The sequence below is a fragment of the Rhizobium sp. NZLR1b genome, assembly GCF_019685155.1.
Lineage (GTDB): Bacteria > Pseudomonadota > Alphaproteobacteria > Rhizobiales > Rhizobiaceae > Rhizobium.
On the sequence record NZ_JABDWC010000026.1, the window covers coordinates 1 to 16,516 of the forward strand.

A 16,516-nucleotide genomic window follows, 5' to 3' on the forward strand; every position below is an offset into this window, starting at 1 on the left:
AACCGGCTCCAACGCTGCGCAAGATGAAAGCTTCGCGTTTCCGCCGGTTGCTCACACCGCGCCACTTGGCGTATTCAAAACCCCCGAGGCTCCAATCGCAGCTGGATGAAAGTTCAGTGGCAGGTCATGAGTCATAGACGTCGGGCGTGTTGTTTGAGATCATCGCCATCATGTTCGAGCGGCAGATTTTCTCCAGCGCTACAAAACGCTTCTCGGGGTCAAATGGCAGAGTATCGTAGTCATCGTCAGAGATAAGATCGTAGTCCATGCTGTGCTGCGCGCTCCCGCCACACCGACTCAATTGTTGGGTACGACTTTACACCAGCGTGCAGTTGCAGAACAGCGAGGCCCCTACTTGCACCGTCTCCTCCCAAGTGGTACACACCGTGTCCACGGGTGGCACTCAATTATTTGTTTTCAAATGGTTTTTTTGGTCGCGTGGCGTATCCTGTCGGGTGCGCCATTCTTCTTAGGGTCCATTCTGGACACATAGTTACGGTTTATTCCTGAGACATAGGTGACAACCTCGTGCCGAACGGGTTGTCGATGGTTTGCAAGGTTCTCTGTTCCAAGTCGATATATCCGAGATCATAGTGCATGAAGCTGACCAGCCAAATGCCGTCATAGACTTCCTTGATCCCGAGTTTCTGTCCTGCCATGACGGTGGAGATATTGATCTTCTTGCGATGCATGCAGATGCGTCCGCAATTGGTGACCAGCACCTCGCGATCGTGGAACGGGTAATCGATCTCGGGCAGGCCCGTATAGAGACGGTTTGACGGCCGATAAATCTCTGCCGGACGCCGCATTTCCAGCGCCTCATGTGGGCGTTCCTCATTGAATTCGCGGATGAAGTCATCGAAACGTGCCTGCTGCTGAAGGAAGGCTCTGCCGGGCGGGCGGGTGGCCTCCTTCTTCAGTGTGTTACCCATGTCTCCGGTATTGAACTGTCACCCTTCTCTCGGGAAGGACAGACATCTCCCGGCCGGATCTGCAGATCATGCTCCGCCGCGCCGCTCTTCTGTTGCGCAACTCGGGATCGATCGCGATCGGGCGATATCGAGAACCGCTATTCAAACACTTTTTTAGATGCGGGCTGTTTTTTGATGCCGGCCGCGGCGATTAACCAGAACAGTCCACCGGCGGCAATTCCGAATACAGCTATTTCTGTGAGCAATTCGATTGCTTCCAGCAATCCCCACCACGTCATCATCCCGTTTTGGTAGGTCATGTGATCATTCGTGTAAGCCTCGTCCGGGCCGAAAAATATAGCTAGGCAAAACCACGGGAAGGTCGCAATGGAGGCACCGACCATCGCACAATTTGCAAGGGATGCCCGTATTCGTCCCTTGAAATAGAGTATCAATGGTATTCCCAATACAACAGTTGGCGGATACGCACCGAAGAACGCGACCACTGCAGTTGTTTGGACAACGCGCTCCATCATATCCGGCAGGCCCTGATAGGCGGGGCTGTAAACCGCATATGCCAAGGATGCCACCAAAGGCACCACAATTAGTGCAACTGCAATTCTCCACCAGGGTGGAGATGCGAATGTTGTTACCGCCATGTACACCTTGCCTAAACAGCCTACGCGACAGAATTGCACGCGGAGGTGCGTAATGACAACGGTCCGGCTCCCACCTCTTCCTCGGATTAACGACGTGTACGCTTTTGACGACAGGCAGTAGGTTAGCATATTCTGTAGGTGCCTTCGCCACTCTGATATGCTAATCGGCTCAGAAGGACCACAGGCGGCCGAGAAACCATGACCATGCACGATAGGCCCGCCCTCCTCGATGACGCCGCCGATCGCATCGCCGAGATTTCCCGGGCAGATCAGATTATGCTCGCCCTGTTGGTGCGGAATGCCGGGTCGCTCGTCATCGACGACGATATGGAAGAAGCCCTTCGCAATGTCTCGAGTGAGCTGGTGCTGACTCGGGAGGACGCCATCAGGTATATCGTCCGGGAGTGGATGGAGAAGAACACCTATCTGCCGGTGCATGACCTGGACAAAGACGGCGATGTGAAAGGGAATGCATGAATGCAGACCGGGTGATCCATCGATCAACGGGGACCGACGTCCAGTTCCGGGAACTTGTGATAGATGCAGTCATTCATCCTGAAAAATGCCATTCCTGCACCCATGTCAAAACGCGCAAGTTCCCATTCGAACGTGTCACGACCCTCGAAACCGTAGATTAGTGCCATCGCGGCCAACTTATCGAATGGCCCAGGAGGAAACGCGGTGCCGTATACTATCGCCTCCTTTTCAGCGAACCTTCCTTTGATGACTTTCTTGATCTCCAAATCCGCTCTAACCAGCTGGCCCGGGAAATCTTTGTCAGCCGCTATCAAACCAGAAGGGCCGATAGATAGTGATTTGACCCGAGCCTCCACCACGACCTCCGCCTTCGCAAGCAGTTCCTTTTGGCCGGGGCATGGCGCCATTGCAGCAGCCTGCCGCAGACCATTAACTGACAGAACCAAAACTGCTGCGCAAAACAATCGCGCGGGCGCGTTAAGCAACGCTTTCAGCATACTATTCCTCACACCGGTGTAGGCGTCTTCGATCAGACGAGGATAAACGCAAATCCTCATTTTACCGTATACACCGCTGCGTTATCTTGCTCTTCGCGTAGCCCCTTAAACGACGCATGGCGCAGCTTGCCGTCATGCGTCCAGGCCCGATATTCGGTCTCAGCGACAAGCTTCGGATCGACGAAGACTGCGTTCCGCTTCCTTCCGGTATCGACCGCGGGCTTGCCGATGGTCAGCTTGTCCATCTGCGTCCGGAGCTCATTCGCGGAACGTTCGTTAAAGCCGGTTCCCACTCCCCCGACATAGACGGGCCCGTTCCTTTGCGCGCTGCGAGCAGAAGCCGGCCGATGCCCCCGAATGCCGCGCTGGACTTCTCATACCCAAAGATCACGAAGCCACCGCACGCTGACGGCGGTCGACGGCGACACGGTCAAACGCGACGGGCAGAATATGCGACTGCTGAGGGAAGGTGTTCCGTTCGTCTCGGGCATCGATACGCCGGAGATCGGATCGCACGCGAAGTGCATCAAGGAACGGAAGCTGGCGCTGATCGCCAAAGGCAGGCTGAAAGAGCTTTGGCTGAAAAGGCATTGCGGGTGATGTTCAGCGGCGCGGTGGACAAGATACAAACGCACCGGCCGCTGCCCCTCCCGCGCTAGCCTTTCGGGTTTTGCGGACGGTATTCTTCCTGTGGTCTGGGAAACGGCGCTTCGGGGACCTGTGGCGGTGCTTGGCCGCTCATCTCCTTCACCGCCAAGTCCCAAATCTCGATGTCTTTCCCGTTGGGACAACCTTGGCGTTCCCAAATGGCATAGGCGCGACGGCGCAGTTGCTCTTCATTACTAAGTTGCACGTTTGATTACTCCACGGATCGGGGCTACTGGCCGAGGAGCCAGTTCCTATAAATGCGGCGGGCGTCGGCTGGTTAGGCGCCGATGAACATGTGAACTACGATCGCTATCGACACCGCCATTCCCACCAATACGGCTATCTTGATCACCCAGGATTTGAGAGGGTATTCGGAGACGGAGCGAATGAAGTGTGCCGGATAAAAGCGACGACGTAAGTAGACGACATGACGTCCTCCTGTTGTCAGGCGGCAATTAGTCGTTTGCGACGCCTGACTTGCGGCTGCAAGGCCAAAGGCACTGCGCGCTTTATCTTGGAGAATGTCAAACTAACAGGAAAAAAATACTTCAAAGAATCTACGGAACATTATCGGAGAAGCGAGTTTGCTTGCCGATGTAAAGAGGCTTATTCACCCCCTGAAGTCCATTGCTAGAAATTTGCCCAGTTAATACGGGTTTTTTCGGTTGAGGCAAAGCAGCGAGTCGAGTGGCGAGAGTTCAGTTGATCGTCAGCTGATGCCGCAGCCACGCCACAGCGCCATCGCTCGCATAGGCCATGATACCGCCCACTGTGAGACCGGCGAATAACGACCAGCCCTGATATGCCGTAGCCGATGACGATGCCTGGTGTGGCCGGTCACCCTTATGGATAGATATTCGCCGTGCTCTAACGCGGTTACAATCTTCGCTTTGGAAGAAGGGAGTGAACGATGAAAGCGATCACGGTTTCTGGCCTCATTATGCTAGCCTTCGCATCTGGTGCATATGCCGCATCCATGACGGCGGAGCAGTTGAAAAGCGAGTTGGTGGGCCACCCAATTCACTGGAAGTCAAAGACGCAATCGGGCGTCACAACTTACAAACCAGACGGAACGATTGAAGCGACTGTCGACGGGGACAAGGCCACCTACAATGGCACATGGAGCATCAAAGACAACAAGATGTGCGAGAAGTTCGATAAGGAAAAATGTGCAACGATCAAGTCGCTTGGAGGTAAGAAATACTCCAAAGGGGCCGGAACATTTACGGTGGAATAGCGCCTGTTTTGGTTTTCGTCACCAGGCGGCGCGTAAGCCGCCTCGCTTCTCAGTTTGGCCGCCGGCATTCTGAGCGTCCTCGTATTTGCCGCTTTGCTTCTTCGCCTCGGACCTGACCTCGTGATCCTGGCCTGCCGCCACGCGAGCACGATCCTGTGGGCAGCCCCGTCTCCGCAGTCATCCTTCGCAAGTCATGTCCGCACTCGGAGCGCACGCTCCGATCTGTCAGCGATCTGGGTGACGACATAGGCGATTACCATGTAGATCACGACGGCGACGAGAAAGGCTTCGAGGTAGTAGAAGTTCAGCGCGGCGGTCAATTGAGACTGAGCGAAGATATCCACGACCTCGATCGCGAACCCAAGCGACAGCGCTTTCATGATCACCATGAACGAGTTCGCCAGATCCGGGATTGCCGCCACGATCACCTGAGGAAGCATCACCCGCCTGAAGAGCTGGCTCTTCTTGTAGCCGAGCGAATACGCGGCCTCGGCCTGCCCGGTGTCGAACGAGTTCAAGGCGCCCTTGACGACTTCTGCCTGGAATGCCGCGACGCAAGCCGTCAGGGCAACGATCAGCGTCACCCAGTTCGGCATCGAATGACCGTTGTACTCGACACCGACAAGCGAGGTGAGGAATTGAAGCGTCGACGGGAGACCGTAATAGGCGAGGAAGATGACGACGACCATCGGGACGCCCTTGAAGGCGATCTTGTAGGCGACGACGAGCTGGCGGAGTACCGGGATCCGGCGATATTCGACCATCGCGAACAGGCTGCCGATGATCGTCGAGAAGGCGAAGATCACCAGCGCCATCGCAAGGGTCAGTGGAACCGCTCCCAGGATGTCCCAGAGATCGGGAAGAAGAACTTCGATATCGAACATTTTGCGGTCTCCCCTTCGATCAGACGCTCGCCATCAGCGGCGCTTTGACGGGCGTGCCGCTTGGCGCGAACGTCGCCGAACGAAGTTCGAAGAAGCGGACGACGAGCCATGCGGCCAGGCACAGAACGGAGTAGAGCACCGCCAGAACCAGATAGGTTTCGAACTGGTACTGATTGTAGTCCCGCTCCATGACGAGGTGGGCGGTCGCCATCACGTCTGCCGCGCCGATGTACATGACGAGGGCAACGTTGTGGATGAGGTAGATGATGGAGTTGCCGTAGCCGGGCAGCGCGATGTGAACCGCCTGCGGCGCAACGACGCGCGCCAGCTTCTGGCGGAACGTATATCCCAGGCTGTCGGCGGCGTCGTGCTGACCGCGCTCGACGGCGAGATATGCCGGCCGCATGACTTCGGACAAGTAACCGCCGTGGTAAAGGCTGAGGCCAAGCATGGCGGCGATCGTCGGAGAGACGAAATCCTCGATGCCGAATACGCCGACGAGCACCGGAAGTCCGTAGAAGGCGACGAACAACTGGAGCACGACGGGGACGCTCCGCGCGTAGGACACGTATAGATCGGCCAGCTGGCTGATCACCGGGATCCTGCGCACCCGGAACGTCGTCGCAATCAACGCCAGCACGAAGCCGGCGACCATGGCCGTGAACGTGATCGCGAGCGTCAGCGGCAACGCCGAGAGCAGCTCGGGGATCAGTATGGATAGGTCCACTTGGGAACACTCCTTCTTTCAGTCCTGGGCATGGTCGCCGGCATCGAAGCCGGCGTCACTTCATGTAGGTGGTGATGTCTTCGCCGAACCACTTCTGTGACAGCTTGGCGAGCGTGCCGTCGGCCTTGAGCTCCTTCAGGGCCTTGTCGATGCCATCGGCGAGCGCCTTGTTCTCCTCTGAACGATGGATGAGGACGAAAGTGTTGTTGATCGCGACCGGCTCGCTCGCCTGGACGTTCAGCTTCTGCTGGTCGATCACCGTCTGCTCGCCGAGATTGGATGGCAGGACCAGTGCGTCGTACTTGCCGTTCTCGACTTCCTTCAGGCGGTCCGGATACGGGATGCCTGCGCTGGAAGCCGTGATTTCGATCTTGGAGTCGGGATTCTGCTCCTGCCACGCGGTGGCGAACTTGTAGATGCCGCCGCCTGCCGTGACCGGGACGATCTTCTTGCCGACGAGGTCCTTCATCTCCTTGATGCCGCTGTCCTTGCGGCTGTAGATCTTGATCAGGCTGGCGCCGATTGGAGCTTCCGGAATGAGGAACTGCTTTTCGCGTGCGGGCGCTCGGTAATAGCCGCCGGTCGCGATGTCGTACTTGCCGGTCGCAAGACCCGTCTCCTGCGCGATGTCGGCAGCACCTTCCATCACGAACTTGTACTGAGGCAGCTTGGCGTCGATTGCCTTCAGGACATCCGGCTCGTAGCCCTGCGGCTCCACGCCGATGGCGCCCCAAGAGAGCGGTTTCGATTCCGCCGCGGTGGCGATCTTGATCGTCCGGACGGCGTCCTCGGCGAAGGATGCGCCTGCGCTCGCGAGTGCAATGGAAACGCCGGCAAGGGCGGCGGCGAAGCTGCGGCGGGAAAGTGAACTCGAAGACGTCATTTCTGGTATCCTTTCTCTATTGGATTGCACGTTCAGAATTGAGGAACTGGGCAAGTCGTGGGTTGGAAGGCGTGTCGAAAATCTCGGCCGGACTGCCGTCGGCTGCGACGACGCCGCGATCCATGAAGACGATGCGGTTCGAGATGTTCTTCGCGAACTGCATCTCGTGGGTGACGAGCAGCGAGGTGATCCCCGATGACGTGACGTCCTTGATCACCTTCAGAACCTCGTTCACGAGCTCGGGATCGAGCGACGACGTCGGCTCGTCGAAGAGCATCACGTCCGGCTTGACCGCCAGCGCACGCGCGATGCCCGTTCTCTGGAGCTGGCCGCCGGAGAGCTGGGACGGATAGTTGTCAAGCTTGTCTGAAAGGCCCACCTTTTCGAGTTCCTGCAGGGCGATGCTGCGGGCCTCGTCCTTCGACTTGCCCTGCACGACGACGAGCGGATCCATGACGTTCTGGATCACCGTCATGTTCTTGAAGACGTTGAACTGCTGGAACACCATCGCGGTGCGCAGGCGGATTGCCTGGACTGCAGCCTTGTCCGGGCGCGCGAAATCCATCCTGATATCGTCGAAGGCGATCGTTCCGGATGCCGGCTTCACCAGATGGTTGATGCACTTCAACAGCGTCGTCTTTCCTGTCCCGCTCGGGCCGATGATGGACACCACGTCGCCTCGCTTCACCGAGAGGTCGACGCCGTTCAGGATCCGGGTGCTTCCGTACGACAGCTTCAGGTTCTTGATCTCAAGCATTTTCGGGTCTCAGGTCCTTTCGGTGGAAAGTGCAGGCAGCGCTTCGGTCTCGGGGTCGGCCCACTCGTCGCCGAGAAGTTCGGGCGTGTCGAAGGCCTGGAGGTTTGCGAAGTGCGTCTCGCGGTCTTCGACGAAGAGCGATCTGACAATGCCGCGCGCCAGGCGGTCTGCCCCTTCGCTGATTGCCGGGATATCGCCCGTGAGCTTGCCGTGACTGAGCGTCGCCGGGAAATTGAAGCAATGAATCTTCGAGAGCGTCGGGCACGAGCCCGGCGCCCTTTCGAGGAACTCGAACGCGTTGCCGAGATCCGGCGATCCCTCGAGTTCACCGTTCGCCATTCCGGGGGGCGTCGGGAAGCGGTCGCGCCAGAGACGGATGTGCGGTTCGAAGGCGGCGAGTTCCGGCCGATTGGCAAGATCGATCCTGAAACCCGTACCGAAGATCAGGAAGTCGACCGGATAGCTGCGGCGCGGTGTGGCCACGACGACATGGTCGCCGTCCTGCCGCAGGATGTTGATCGGGCTCTCCAGATGAAGGTGAGCGTGCTCGAACGAGCTGACGCGCAGGACGCTCGGCCGCGGTGGCGGGGTCTGCTGGCCCATCGCATAGTTCAGGAAGCGCCATTTCCATTCGTCGGGCAGCCCAGCAAAGCCATGGACGACGCCCTGGCTGCCGATGCCGGTGAACTTGTTGATCCGAGGCAATTCCTTGCGGCGGACGAACAGGTCAAGCCTTGCGACGCCTGCTTCGAGAGCGGTTGCCGCATTGTCCATCGCCGACGCGCCCGCACCGATCACTCCGACTCGCTTGCCGCGCAACGCCGAAAAGTCGATCTCGTCGGAGGTGTGCGCCCAGAACCTGCGGTCAATGCTGCTCGCAATATCAGGAACGAAAGGACCGCCGAGACCATCGCGTCCGGTTGCCAACACCACATGGCGGGCGACGATAGTTTCCTTGGAGCCACCCTGCGTACACACCAGATCGAGCATACCGTCTTCTCGCGGGAGCAGCGCGTCGACGGAGATGCCGTTGCGAACGGGAAGCTCGAGTACCTTCCGATACCAGACGAGGTACTCCATCCAGGTCTGGCGGGGCGCGCGGTCGAGCGCCGCCCATTCCTCGCGGCCGAAGCGCGCCTCATAATAGGCCCGGAAGGTGAGTGCCGGAAGACCCATGGCCGGGCCTGTGAGCTGCTTTGGAGAACGAAGGGTGCGCATCCGGGCGAAAGTGACCCATGGTCCTTCCCGTCCCGCAGGGGCCTTGTCGAGCACGATATGGTTGGAGACCCCGAGGCGCTTGAGCATCCCGGAGGCGACAAGACCCGCCATGCCGCCACCGATAATGACGACGTCCACGACAGGCTGGCCATCGACAACACGTAGCGGAACCCACGATTTGGCGGGCAGCTCCAGCCACGCAAGATCCTGACGCAGGCGGACTTCGAGGGCGTCGAGACCATCCGGGAAGGTGGAAAGGCCGCTCATGCGGACGCCCCCTCGGAAATGACGACTTGCCCGTAGACGCTGTCTGCCAGCGCGTCCGTCCCATTTGCCTCGAGAAGGCGGCAGCCCGGAATAGCCAAGGCCTCCGTGCGTGCCGCCTCGATTACGGCCGAGACTGTCGGCGTAAGGGGCAGCGCGGCAGCAGAGATGGCGCCAAACAGGAAGGGAATTGCCTGGTCGACGCTGCGCATCACAATGCCATCCAATGGAACACCATAGACAGTGGCGGGTTCGACGATGGCGACGCCCAACCCGGCGCGGACCAGCGAGAGAGCCGTTAGCGAAGCATTCACATCGATGATCCACTGAGGAGCAACGCCTTCCCGCTCCAGAGCCTCGTTGATCCGATGGCGGAGACGATATGGATTGGCGAGCGTGATGATGCGTCGGCCGGCGAGCTCGGTCAGGCGCACAACTTCGCTTGCCGCCAGAGGATCGTCAGCGGCAATAGCGACAACGCAGGGCGCTTCCGCGATCCAATGAATTTCGAGGCCGGGATGTTCGAGTGGAAGGCTCGATATTCCGAGATCCGCCGAACGGGCGACCACCGCCTGCACCACATTCTCCGCCGCGAGCGCCTGGATGTGGAGATGACGGGGAATGAGATCCCCCGGGATGGCCGCCAATGCCTGCGGCAGTATCCCTGCAGCAAGGGACGGCGTCGCGGCAACTGTCAGCGTCGCCGGCTCTTCACGACCGATCGCCTCCGCCCGCTCGCGAATATGGAGGAGGCTGGCGAGGTGACGTTCGACCTCGGCATGGAAGCGCAGACCGCGCGAGGTCGGCTGGATGCGTCCGCTGCTTCGATGAAGAAGCGCGTAACCCAGTTCTGCCTCCAGGTCCTGTATCAGCCGGGTGACCGCGGGTTGCGACCGTCCGAGCAGGCGGGCCGCTCCGGTTACGCTCCCTGCGGACATCACCGCCGCGAAGGCTTCAAGCTGTCGAATGTCGATCGAATTGCTATGCATATATGACATCAACCATTGTCCTTCATGTTATTAAAGCATGAGTTTTCTATAAAATCACTGGAGAATAGATAATTATTTCGCATGAATTCGGCGACCCCATGCTAATTTAACATAGATTACCACGAGACCTACCTGGTGCTCTCCAGCGAAATGCAAAGGAGCTTCTCTTGACACTCATCGAAACTCTTGCCGCCGTGAAGCCGGGCTCGGCGCTCGCCGAAGCCATGGAGAAGCGTGCGGAGATCCTGCGCCTGAGCGAGGCCGCGCACGACGCTGTGCTCCTTCCCCGTGATCCGGGCGGCCTGTCGCATGGCCTGCGAGCAGCTCTCGCCGCGCGCATGGCGCGACACAACGGCAACGAAGCGCTGGCTGGCCACTACGACGGACTGGTGCTACGCGCCGCGGAAAATGCGACGGCATTGCTCGCTCAACCCGGCACGAACGTGGACGACGAGCGTACCGCAGAGATCGTTCGTCACGCCGATCGACTGACGGTGTCCCCGCGCGAGTCTACCCGTGGCCATATCGAAGCATTGCGAAGCGTCGGTGCCACCGATGCCGACATCGTCCGGCTCTCGGAGCTTGCGGCCTTCGTGAACTATCAGGTGCGTGTCATCGCAGGTTTGGCACTGATCGGAGCAAGACAATGAGCGAAGTCGTCCACAGCTTCACCACCACCGTTCCGCGCTGGCAGCCTTACGTCGTTCCGGTCGACCTTGAGACCGCGACCGAGGAACAGCGCGAAGCGATGCAGGTCACGCCGTCCAACAAGGGCATATCGACATACGTCCTGACGCTCGCACACGACCCGGAATCGCTTGCGGTCCGCTCTCCCCTGTTCAACCTGATCATGTACGGGAAGGACGGGCTTTCATTGGGCGAACGCGAACTGGGCGCCACAGCGGCATCGGTCGTCAACCGCTGCGTCTACTGTGCTGCCGTTCATGCGTCCCGGTTTATCAACTATACAAAGAGGACTGACGTCATCGACGCGATCTTCGCCGATGGGCTCGACGCGGAACTCGACGAGCACCTGCAGGCGATCTTTGACTTCTCCGCACATCTGTCAACGACGCCTCCGCAAGCAACCCGGGCGGATGCCCGGGATCTGGCCGACGTCGGTCTTTCCGAGCTTGAATCCCTGGATCTTGTTCTGTCTTCCGCAATCTTCGGCTGGGCCAACCGCCTGATGCATACGCTCGGCGAACCCGTCAAGGACTGAAGCCCGACGGGCAAGGCTTCGCATACCGTGCAGTCGTCATCGACCACATCTTCAACTCACGGAGCTGCCGCATCCGCTCGTTAGCAATTTGTTGACCATAAGCTGGCCTTACTGAGCGCGATGGATGCGGAGGTACCGCCCGTCGTCGAGTGTTTGTGTGGGCGGGATTGTTCGTGTTGAAGTATTCACTGCAAGGTCTGTCGGCCGGAGCCTTGGGCGGAATTGCCACTCTCCTCTCACGTGCGGAACGCTTCGCAGCGCAGACCATTCTGCCGGCTCTGTTTGCGCTGCCGGCACTTGTCGGTTCTGCATCATTTGCCTCGGCGGAAGATCGGGCGCTCAAGCTGTTCTTTACCCATACGGGCGAGAAGGCGACGATTACCTACAAGCGGGATGGAAAGTTCGATCCAAAGGGCCTTGCCCAGATCAATCGGTTTCTGCGCGACTGGCGACGGAACGAGCCGACCCGGATGGATCCCCGGCTGCTCGACCTAGTCTGGGAGGTGTACAAGAAGAGCGGCGGCAAGGACTATATCCACATCGTCTCCGCCTATCGCTCCCCAACGACCAACAACATGCTCCGCAACCGCTCGCGCAGCACGGGTGTCGCCAAGAAGAGCCAGCATATGCTGGGCAAGGCGATGGATTTCTACGTGCCCGGCGTGAAGCTTTCGACGCTGCGTGCGCTTGCCATGCAGATGCAGGTCGGCGGCGTCGGATATTACCCGACCTCGGGATCGCCCTTCGTGCATCTCGACGTCGGCAATGTCAGGGCCTGGCCACGCATGTCCCGGCAGGAACTCGCGCGAATATTCCCGAATGGGCAGACGATGCATCTACCGGCCGATGGCAGGCCGCTGCCGGGATACAATCAGGCGGTTGCGAACTACAAGAAACGCGGCGGCCCCACCTCGATCCAGATTGCCAGCACCGCTGGAGAAGACGAAGACGCGGGAGCGCCGACCGCGCCTGGCGGCGATACCACAGACGGCAAACTCGTGACGGCGCTTCTGCCGACGCCGAAAAGCCGAGCGTTGAATGCGCTCGCGCTGCAGACCGGCGCGGCCGGGCGGGATGACAAAGGCTCCGCTGGGGATGTTTCATCCTTGCCGATTCCGATACCGGCGATGCGCCCGCCCGCCTTTGCGCACGACGCCGGCGCGGACGACAAACTGGAGACTGCATCGATCGGCCCGATTGCCGCCCTTCCGGAGAGACAGACGCCAGCATTGCCGGCCCACGCCCGCTTCCATCCCCTCGTTGTTGCACGGGAGACCTCCAGGCAGGGCGCTGATATGATCGCCTCTCTGCCGATGACCGCCTCCTGGGAAGAGGCAGATTTCCTCGGATCGACCTCCGAAGCGGCGCTGATGAAATGGGCGCTGCATTCTCCCGGCGAGGCGATGGGATTGAGCGCGCCTCGTCTTTCCCCCCGCACGGTTCATCGTGAGGCTGGTGTCAGGGCATCCGATGAGGATGTCATCCCGGTCGCCGCCAGAGGCCCGTTCGAGGCCAGCCGGTTTGCGTCTCCCCCGGAGGGTTGACCTCGATCATCAAGGCTTGATTCCGACGGCAATCGCGGCCGAGATCCGCAATGCAATCCTCTGCTTCCTTTTCAGTCATAGCGTGTCTGGTGGCGGATAGATGGCGCGCTGGACGACGTCATCTTCGTCACCGTCCACCCCGCCAGGGAGCGAGGTGAAATCAATGACAAGTGATAAGGGGCCGAATACCGGACGGGAGCCGAGGCCGAAGCGTGCGAAGGTGCGAAAACCGGTTCAGCGATGACTATCCCGAGGTTTCCAGCCGGCTATCGCCGCGCAGAAGGCTCAGCCAGGCTCGCGACACTTTCTCCGCGCCTGTGCCCCCGATATGGCAATCGTCGTAGCGGTCATCCCCATCGAGTAATGCGTCAGAATTTACGCCTTCTCGGATACCGTGGCCGCTTTTTGACAGGGCCAGTTGCGCCCGTACGATCGCATTGTCTGGAATATGCTCCTTGAAGCCGCCGTTGCTCGGTTCGAGGCATTTCGATGCGATCGAAATGTAAACCGGTGCTTCGACGCCGTGCTGACGCAATGTGTCAACCATCGACATGAAATGATCCCGATAGGCCTCCGCGGTGGTGCCGATAACGAGGTCCTTCTCTCCCTGGACCCAGAGGACGCCCGTTATCCGATAACCGGAATCCTGAAGCTGTTTCATTGTATCGACCAGCACAGGATTGAGGTCACCGCCGGTCGCCCAGCGCGCGACCTCAGATCCGGAATATGCGAGAGGCGCGAGGATGACGCTGTCATACTGTCCCGATGCAATCAAATAATTGCCAAGCAGCGTCCAGTACTCTCCCTTGGTATCGGTCGATCCAAGAAGTGGCGACGCCGCGATGAAGCACCGTTTGTCAAAGGCGTTGACAACGCGAGCGCCATAATTTGACCGGTGCCGTTGTCCTCCGTCGTTGGCCGCGTTCGATTGGCCAAGAATGAGTAAGACAGCCGTTCGAGCAGTTTGAGTCGGGCAGGTCACAGGCGATTTCGATTCATCCCCGATGAGTCGTTCCTTGTCGTCGAAACTATATCGGCTTGGGGCCGCTGCCTTCTCGCCGCCAACCATTTTTCTCAGCGCGGAAAGTTGTGGCCAAGGAAAGATCTCATGTCTCGCGCTCATGCCGCCGAGAAAGTACATGGCAATCAAGACGGCCCCGCCGACTGCTAGCGTTTTACGCATGGCGTCACCTTTAATCATCACCCGATGACATGGCCTATTGGACCAATCGAGGCTGCTGCAGCCACGAAGGTTCCTTTACACCAGCCACATCGGCTTGCTCGGGCATGATCTTTAGAAAGAGTTCGTCGTGAAGATCGAGCCCTGTCGCTGGTCTCAACTATAGACCGGACCGGTGATTACAATCATCCGGTTGGGTGAGAGATCGTGCCTGCTCGTAATCCCGTTGCTCGTCCACGGAAGGATATCCCAGATTCGGCCGGCGAGGACGACGTGGGAGCGGAGCACGGGCTCCTCCTTTTCGCTGACCGGATCATTTGGATCGACGGGCGCAGGATCTCTGTGTTAGGGAGCCCAAAAGCGCCGCTCTTGCGCGCGACAACGTTACGCTCTCGATATCGAAGGCAGGCGCATTGAAGGCTTATAGACCAGAGATCGATGGCTTGAGGGCCATCTCGGTGATAGCCGTTATTCTCTATCACGCCGAGTTCACGGTTGCCGGCCACACGCTGCTTCAGGGCGGATACATTGGCGTCGACGTATTTTTTGTGATCAGCGGCTTTCTGATTTCCCAAATCTTGTTGACGGAAATCGAAGCAACGGGGCGTATTGATTTCCTTAGATTCTACGCCCGGCGCGCGCGAAGAATTCTGCCTGCGTTGTTCACAGTCATTTTCGCGACAATACCCGTAGCCTATTATCTTTTATTGCCAGCTGAACTCATAGACTACGCGAACTCCCTAGGGTCTTCGCTGCTCTTTGGATCGAATATCTATTTCTATTTCACCGCGGCTCAGTATGGGGAGCCGAATGCCCTTCTCAAGCCTTTTCTGCACACTTGGTCGTTGAGCGTCGAAGAGCAATTTTATATCGGGTTTCCGCTCCTATTGCTGATCGTGCGCCGGTACTTGAAATCCAAGTTTTTGCCATGCGTGCTGCTCGTGGCATCCCTCAGCTTTATCTGGTGTGTGATAACCGTACGGCATGATCAGCAACAGGCCTTCTACTCGCCGCTCACCCGGGCCTGGGAACTGCTGGCCGGAACATTTCTCGCCTATTACGAGGTGCGGCGTGGACGGCCTCGCCCCCAGCCGTTCCTTGCGGCGGCCGGGCTTGTCCTCGTTCTTGGTTCACTGATCCTGTTTAAAAAGAACACGGTTCATCCTGGCCTGCTCACTATGATCCCTGTCATTGGGACCTGCCTGGTGCTCGCATTCGCCAGCCGTGAGAACGCAATCGGGCGCCTGTTGGCTTCGCGGCCTGCGGCGCTCACCGGATTGGTATCCTACTCTTTATATTTGTGGCACTATCCGGTCTTCGCCTTCTGGCGGTCGACAAGCCTGAATTTCGACAACAGCGACAAGTTTCTCGCCATCGCTGCGACGGTCCTGGTCGCCGTCGCCAGCTTTGTCGTCATCGAAAAGCCCCTTCGCCACACCAGGAGAAGCCGCGCTCTCTGGATCACCCTCAGCTCATCCGTTGTCACCATCACGGCTGCTGTCCTTTCAGCAATCACTATGGCCGGTTTTCCTCACAGATTGGATGAAGTCTATCCACCTCTCGCGCAGGCGAACGAGGCGCAGCTCGAAAGCACTTTTCTAGGCTTGAACGACAACATTCAAGCTGGGAAACCGATTATCTTCATCATTGGGGATTCGCACGCCAGAAACTGGTCAATCGCGCTCAAAAATTACATCGATACCGACCGATATCAAGTCGTGGCGCTCAGCTACTTGAACTGCATGGTGGAGATCAAGAACGATAGTGTGAAGGCCCCCTCTCGCGCCAGCATTTACGATAAATACTGCATTCCCTTTGAAAAATATATCAACGACAAATCATTGCTCAGCCGAACGAAAGCGATCTTCCTCACGAGCCTTCGGCCTTTTGAGTACTCCGTCAACCCCTTCCGGTTCGAACTTCTTTCCTGGATGAAAAGCCACTCGGATGACGCGCGCATTTTCGTTTTCGGGAATTATTTCCAGCTCGACGAATTGCACTCGTGCCTAGGGCTGATGTTTCAGAGAAAATCCGATGCCTCCATATGCCTGCGGGAAGCGGCCTATCCGCCGGCCAACCAGCCTTTAGCGCAACTGCCATTTTTCCCATCCGATCTTGCGTTCACCTACGTCGATATCGTCAAGCTTCACTGCGATTACGACAAGGAGAAATGCCTCACGAGCAGCAGGGGTGTTCCGTTCATCACAGACTGGAACCATATGACAGCAGAATTTCTGACGACCTTGATCGGTGACATTCTGGAAAAGCGAACCGCCGATCTACGGAGCGACGGTCTCCTCGATTTCCTGGTACCGCCGCACGCCACGCAAGCCGAACGAACGGCAAGTTCTCAGCCGAACGCTGGTCCCACGCCTTCCGCTTCTCCATCAAATTAAGCGGCCAGACGCCGGGGACGGTG

General features: G+C 58.5%; 18 protein-coding genes and 4 pseudogenes. 8 read left to right on the forward strand and 14 right to left on the reverse strand.

Annotated elements, in window-relative coordinates; translation table 11 throughout:
* Positions 1-124: 124 nt before the first annotated feature.
* Positions 125-268, reverse strand: coding sequence for a hypothetical protein (locus HJB84_RS27465; RefSeq protein ID WP_221117484.1), 144 nt, complete (start codon positions 266-268; stop codon positions 125-127).
* A 232-nt stretch (positions 269-500) separates the two neighbouring features.
* Positions 501-923, reverse strand: a pseudogene (locus HJB84_RS27470) (IS481 family transposase); the annotation flags it as partial.
* A gap of 53 nt (positions 924-976) precedes the next feature.
* Here HJB84_RS27470 and HJB84_RS33765 point away from each other — a divergent pair.
* A pseudogene (locus HJB84_RS33765) lies at positions 977-1,048 on the forward strand (CopG family transcriptional regulator); the annotation flags it as partial.
* 21 nt (positions 1,049-1,069) lie between these two features.
* Here the strand turns inward: HJB84_RS33765 and HJB84_RS27475 are convergent.
* On the reverse strand, positions 1,070-1,570 hold the full coding sequence (locus HJB84_RS27475; protein ID WP_221117485.1) for a hypothetical protein: 501 nt from the start codon (positions 1,568-1,570) through the stop codon (positions 1,070-1,072).
* Positions 1,571-1,768: 198 nt separating this feature from the next.
* On the opposite strand from HJB84_RS27475, the gene HJB84_RS27480 reads away from it, so the two are divergent.
* On the forward strand, positions 1,769-2,047 hold the full coding sequence (locus HJB84_RS27480) for a CopG family transcriptional regulator (protein WP_221117486.1): 279 nt from the start codon (positions 1,769-1,771) through the stop codon (positions 2,045-2,047).
* Between the two features lie 23 nt (positions 2,048-2,070).
* Here HJB84_RS27480 and HJB84_RS27485 read toward each other — a convergent pair whose 3' ends face one another.
* Positions 2,071-2,544, reverse strand: a complete 474-nt coding sequence (locus tag HJB84_RS27485) for a hypothetical protein (RefSeq protein WP_221117487.1) — start codon at positions 2,542-2,544, stop codon at positions 2,071-2,073.
* Positions 2,545-2,600: 56 nt separating this feature from the next.
* Positions 2,601-2,941, reverse strand: a pseudogene (locus tag HJB84_RS27490) (ATP-dependent DNA ligase); the annotation flags it as partial.
* Between HJB84_RS27490 and HJB84_RS27495 the strand changes: the two are divergent.
* Positions 2,902-3,144, forward strand: a complete 243-nt coding sequence (locus tag HJB84_RS27495) for a hypothetical protein (protein WP_259671198.1) — start codon at positions 2,902-2,904, stop codon at positions 3,142-3,144. The pseudogene HJB84_RS27490 and the gene HJB84_RS27495 overlap by 40 nt on opposite strands.
* Positions 3,145-3,199: 55 nt before the next feature.
* Here the strand turns inward: HJB84_RS27495 and HJB84_RS34200 are convergent, their stop codons facing one another.
* Entirely contained in the window at positions 3,200-3,397 is a 198-nt protein-coding gene (locus tag HJB84_RS34200) for a DUF2934 domain-containing protein (RefSeq protein ID WP_221117488.1), read from the reverse strand.
* 493 nt (positions 3,398-3,890) lie between these two features.
* Positions 3,891-4,008 (reverse strand): annotated as a pseudogene (locus HJB84_RS27505) (DUF1515 domain-containing protein); the annotation flags it as partial.
* A gap of 94 nt (positions 4,009-4,102) precedes the next feature.
* On the opposite strand from HJB84_RS27505, the gene HJB84_RS27510 reads away from it, so the two are divergent.
* On the forward strand, positions 4,103-4,429 hold the full coding sequence (locus HJB84_RS27510) for a hypothetical protein (RefSeq protein WP_221117489.1): 327 nt from the start codon (positions 4,103-4,105) through the stop codon (positions 4,427-4,429).
* A gap of 191 nt (positions 4,430-4,620) precedes the next feature.
* On the opposite strand, the gene HJB84_RS27515 is transcribed toward HJB84_RS27510, so the two are convergent.
* The 6 genes from HJB84_RS27515 to HJB84_RS27540 are packed head-to-tail and all read right to left on the reverse strand — an operon-like array spanning position 4,621 to position 10,160.
* On the reverse strand, positions 4,621-5,313 hold the full coding sequence (locus tag HJB84_RS27515) for an amino acid ABC transporter permease (RefSeq protein ID WP_221117490.1): 693 nt from the start codon (positions 5,311-5,313) through the stop codon (positions 4,621-4,623).
* Positions 5,314-5,332: 19 nt separating this feature from the next.
* The gene (locus HJB84_RS27520) at positions 5,333-6,040 is read right to left on the reverse strand and encodes an amino acid ABC transporter permease (protein WP_221117491.1); all 708 of its coding nucleotides are present in this window, start codon (positions 6,038-6,040) and stop codon (positions 5,333-5,335) included.
* Positions 6,041-6,095: 55 nt separating this feature from the next.
* Complete coding sequence (locus tag HJB84_RS27525; protein WP_221117492.1) at positions 6,096-6,923, reverse strand: amino acid ABC transporter substrate-binding protein; 828 nt, start codon at positions 6,921-6,923, stop codon at positions 6,096-6,098.
* Between the two features lie 16 nt (positions 6,924-6,939).
* Positions 6,940-7,680: an amino acid ABC transporter ATP-binding protein gene (locus tag HJB84_RS27530; protein WP_221117493.1), complete on the reverse strand. Its 741-nt coding sequence runs from the start codon at positions 7,678-7,680 to the stop codon at positions 6,940-6,942.
* A 9-nt stretch (positions 7,681-7,689) separates the two neighbouring features.
* Positions 7,690-9,165: an NAD(P)-binding domain-containing protein gene (locus HJB84_RS27535; RefSeq protein ID WP_221117494.1), complete on the reverse strand. Its 1,476-nt coding sequence runs from the start codon at positions 9,163-9,165 to the stop codon at positions 7,690-7,692.
* Complete coding sequence (locus tag HJB84_RS27540; protein ID WP_221117495.1) at positions 9,162-10,160, reverse strand: LysR family transcriptional regulator; 999 nt, start codon at positions 10,158-10,160, stop codon at positions 9,162-9,164. The genes HJB84_RS27535 and HJB84_RS27540 overlap by 4 nt, the downstream gene beginning before the upstream one ends.
* A 158-nt stretch (positions 10,161-10,318) precedes the next feature.
* On the opposite strand from HJB84_RS27540, the gene HJB84_RS27545 reads away from it, so the two are divergent.
* From HJB84_RS27545 to HJB84_RS27555, 3 genes are all read left to right on the forward strand, one after another.
* Positions 10,319-10,801: a CMD domain-containing protein gene (locus HJB84_RS27545; protein ID WP_221117496.1), complete on the forward strand. Its 483-nt coding sequence runs from the start codon at positions 10,319-10,321 to the stop codon at positions 10,799-10,801.
* Positions 10,798-11,373, forward strand: a complete 576-nt coding sequence (locus tag HJB84_RS27550) for a peroxidase-related enzyme (protein WP_221117497.1) — start codon at positions 10,798-10,800, stop codon at positions 11,371-11,373. Before HJB84_RS27545 ends, HJB84_RS27550 begins: the two co-directional genes overlap by 4 nt.
* Positions 11,374-11,549: 176 nt before the next feature.
* On the forward strand, positions 11,550-12,917 hold the full coding sequence (locus HJB84_RS27555; RefSeq protein ID WP_221117532.1) for a DUF882 domain-containing protein: 1,368 nt from the start codon (positions 11,550-11,552) through the stop codon (positions 12,915-12,917).
* Between the two features lie 244 nt (positions 12,918-13,161).
* Here the strand turns inward: HJB84_RS27555 and HJB84_RS27560 are convergent, their stop codons facing one another.
* On the reverse strand, positions 13,162-14,100 hold the full coding sequence (locus HJB84_RS27560) for a sialate O-acetylesterase (protein WP_221117498.1): 939 nt from the start codon (positions 14,098-14,100) through the stop codon (positions 13,162-13,164).
* A 410-nt stretch (positions 14,101-14,510) separates the two neighbouring features.
* Between HJB84_RS27560 and HJB84_RS27565 the strand changes: the two genes are divergently transcribed.
* Positions 14,511-16,493 (forward strand): acyltransferase family protein, encoded by a 1,983-nt coding sequence (locus HJB84_RS27565; RefSeq protein ID WP_221117499.1) that lies wholly within the window; start codon positions 14,511-14,513, stop codon positions 16,491-16,493.
* Positions 16,494-16,516: the final 23 nt, after the last annotated feature.

What these genes read in the sequence shown, in the direction of transcription:
- HJB84_RS27465 (WP_221117484.1), bottom strand. Translation starts at nt 268, where the DNA reads ATGGACTACGATCTTATCTCTGACGATGACTACGATACTCTGCCATTT.
- HJB84_RS27475 (WP_221117485.1), bottom strand. Translation starts at nt 1,570, where the DNA reads ATGGCGGTAACAACATTCGCATCTCCACCCTGGTGGAGAATTGCAGTT.
- HJB84_RS27480 (WP_221117486.1), top strand. Translation starts at nt 1,769, where the DNA reads ATGACCATGCACGATAGGCCCGCCCTCCTCGATGACGCCGCCGATCGC.
- HJB84_RS27485 (WP_221117487.1), bottom strand. Translation starts at nt 2,544, where the DNA reads ATGCTGAAAGCGTTGCTTAACGCGCCCGCGCGATTGTTTTGCGCAGCA.
- HJB84_RS27495 (WP_259671198.1), top strand. Translation starts at nt 2,902, where the DNA reads ATGCCGCGCTGGACTTCTCATACCCAAAGATCACGAAGCCACCGCACG.
- HJB84_RS27510 (WP_221117489.1), top strand. Translation starts at nt 4,103, where the DNA reads ATGAAAGCGATCACGGTTTCTGGCCTCATTATGCTAGCCTTCGCATCT.
- HJB84_RS27515 (WP_221117490.1), bottom strand. Translation starts at nt 5,313, where the DNA reads ATGTTCGATATCGAAGTTCTTCTTCCCGATCTCTGGGACATCCTGGGA.
- HJB84_RS27525 (WP_221117492.1), bottom strand. Translation starts at nt 6,923, where the DNA reads ATGACGTCTTCGAGTTCACTTTCCCGCCGCAGCTTCGCCGCCGCCCTT.
- HJB84_RS27530 (WP_221117493.1), bottom strand. Translation starts at nt 7,680, where the DNA reads ATGCTTGAGATCAAGAACCTGAAGCTGTCGTACGGAAGCACCCGGATC.
- HJB84_RS27535 (WP_221117494.1), bottom strand. Translation starts at nt 9,165, where the DNA reads ATGAGCGGCCTTTCCACCTTCCCGGATGGTCTCGACGCCCTCGAAGTC.
- HJB84_RS27540 (WP_221117495.1), bottom strand. Translation starts at nt 10,160, where the DNA reads ATGTCATATATGCATAGCAATTCGATCGACATTCGACAGCTTGAAGCC.
- HJB84_RS27550 (WP_221117497.1), top strand. Translation starts at nt 10,798, where the DNA reads ATGAGCGAAGTCGTCCACAGCTTCACCACCACCGTTCCGCGCTGGCAG.
- HJB84_RS27560 (WP_221117498.1), bottom strand. Translation starts at nt 14,100, where the DNA reads ATGCGTAAAACGCTAGCAGTCGGCGGGGCCGTCTTGATTGCCATGTAC.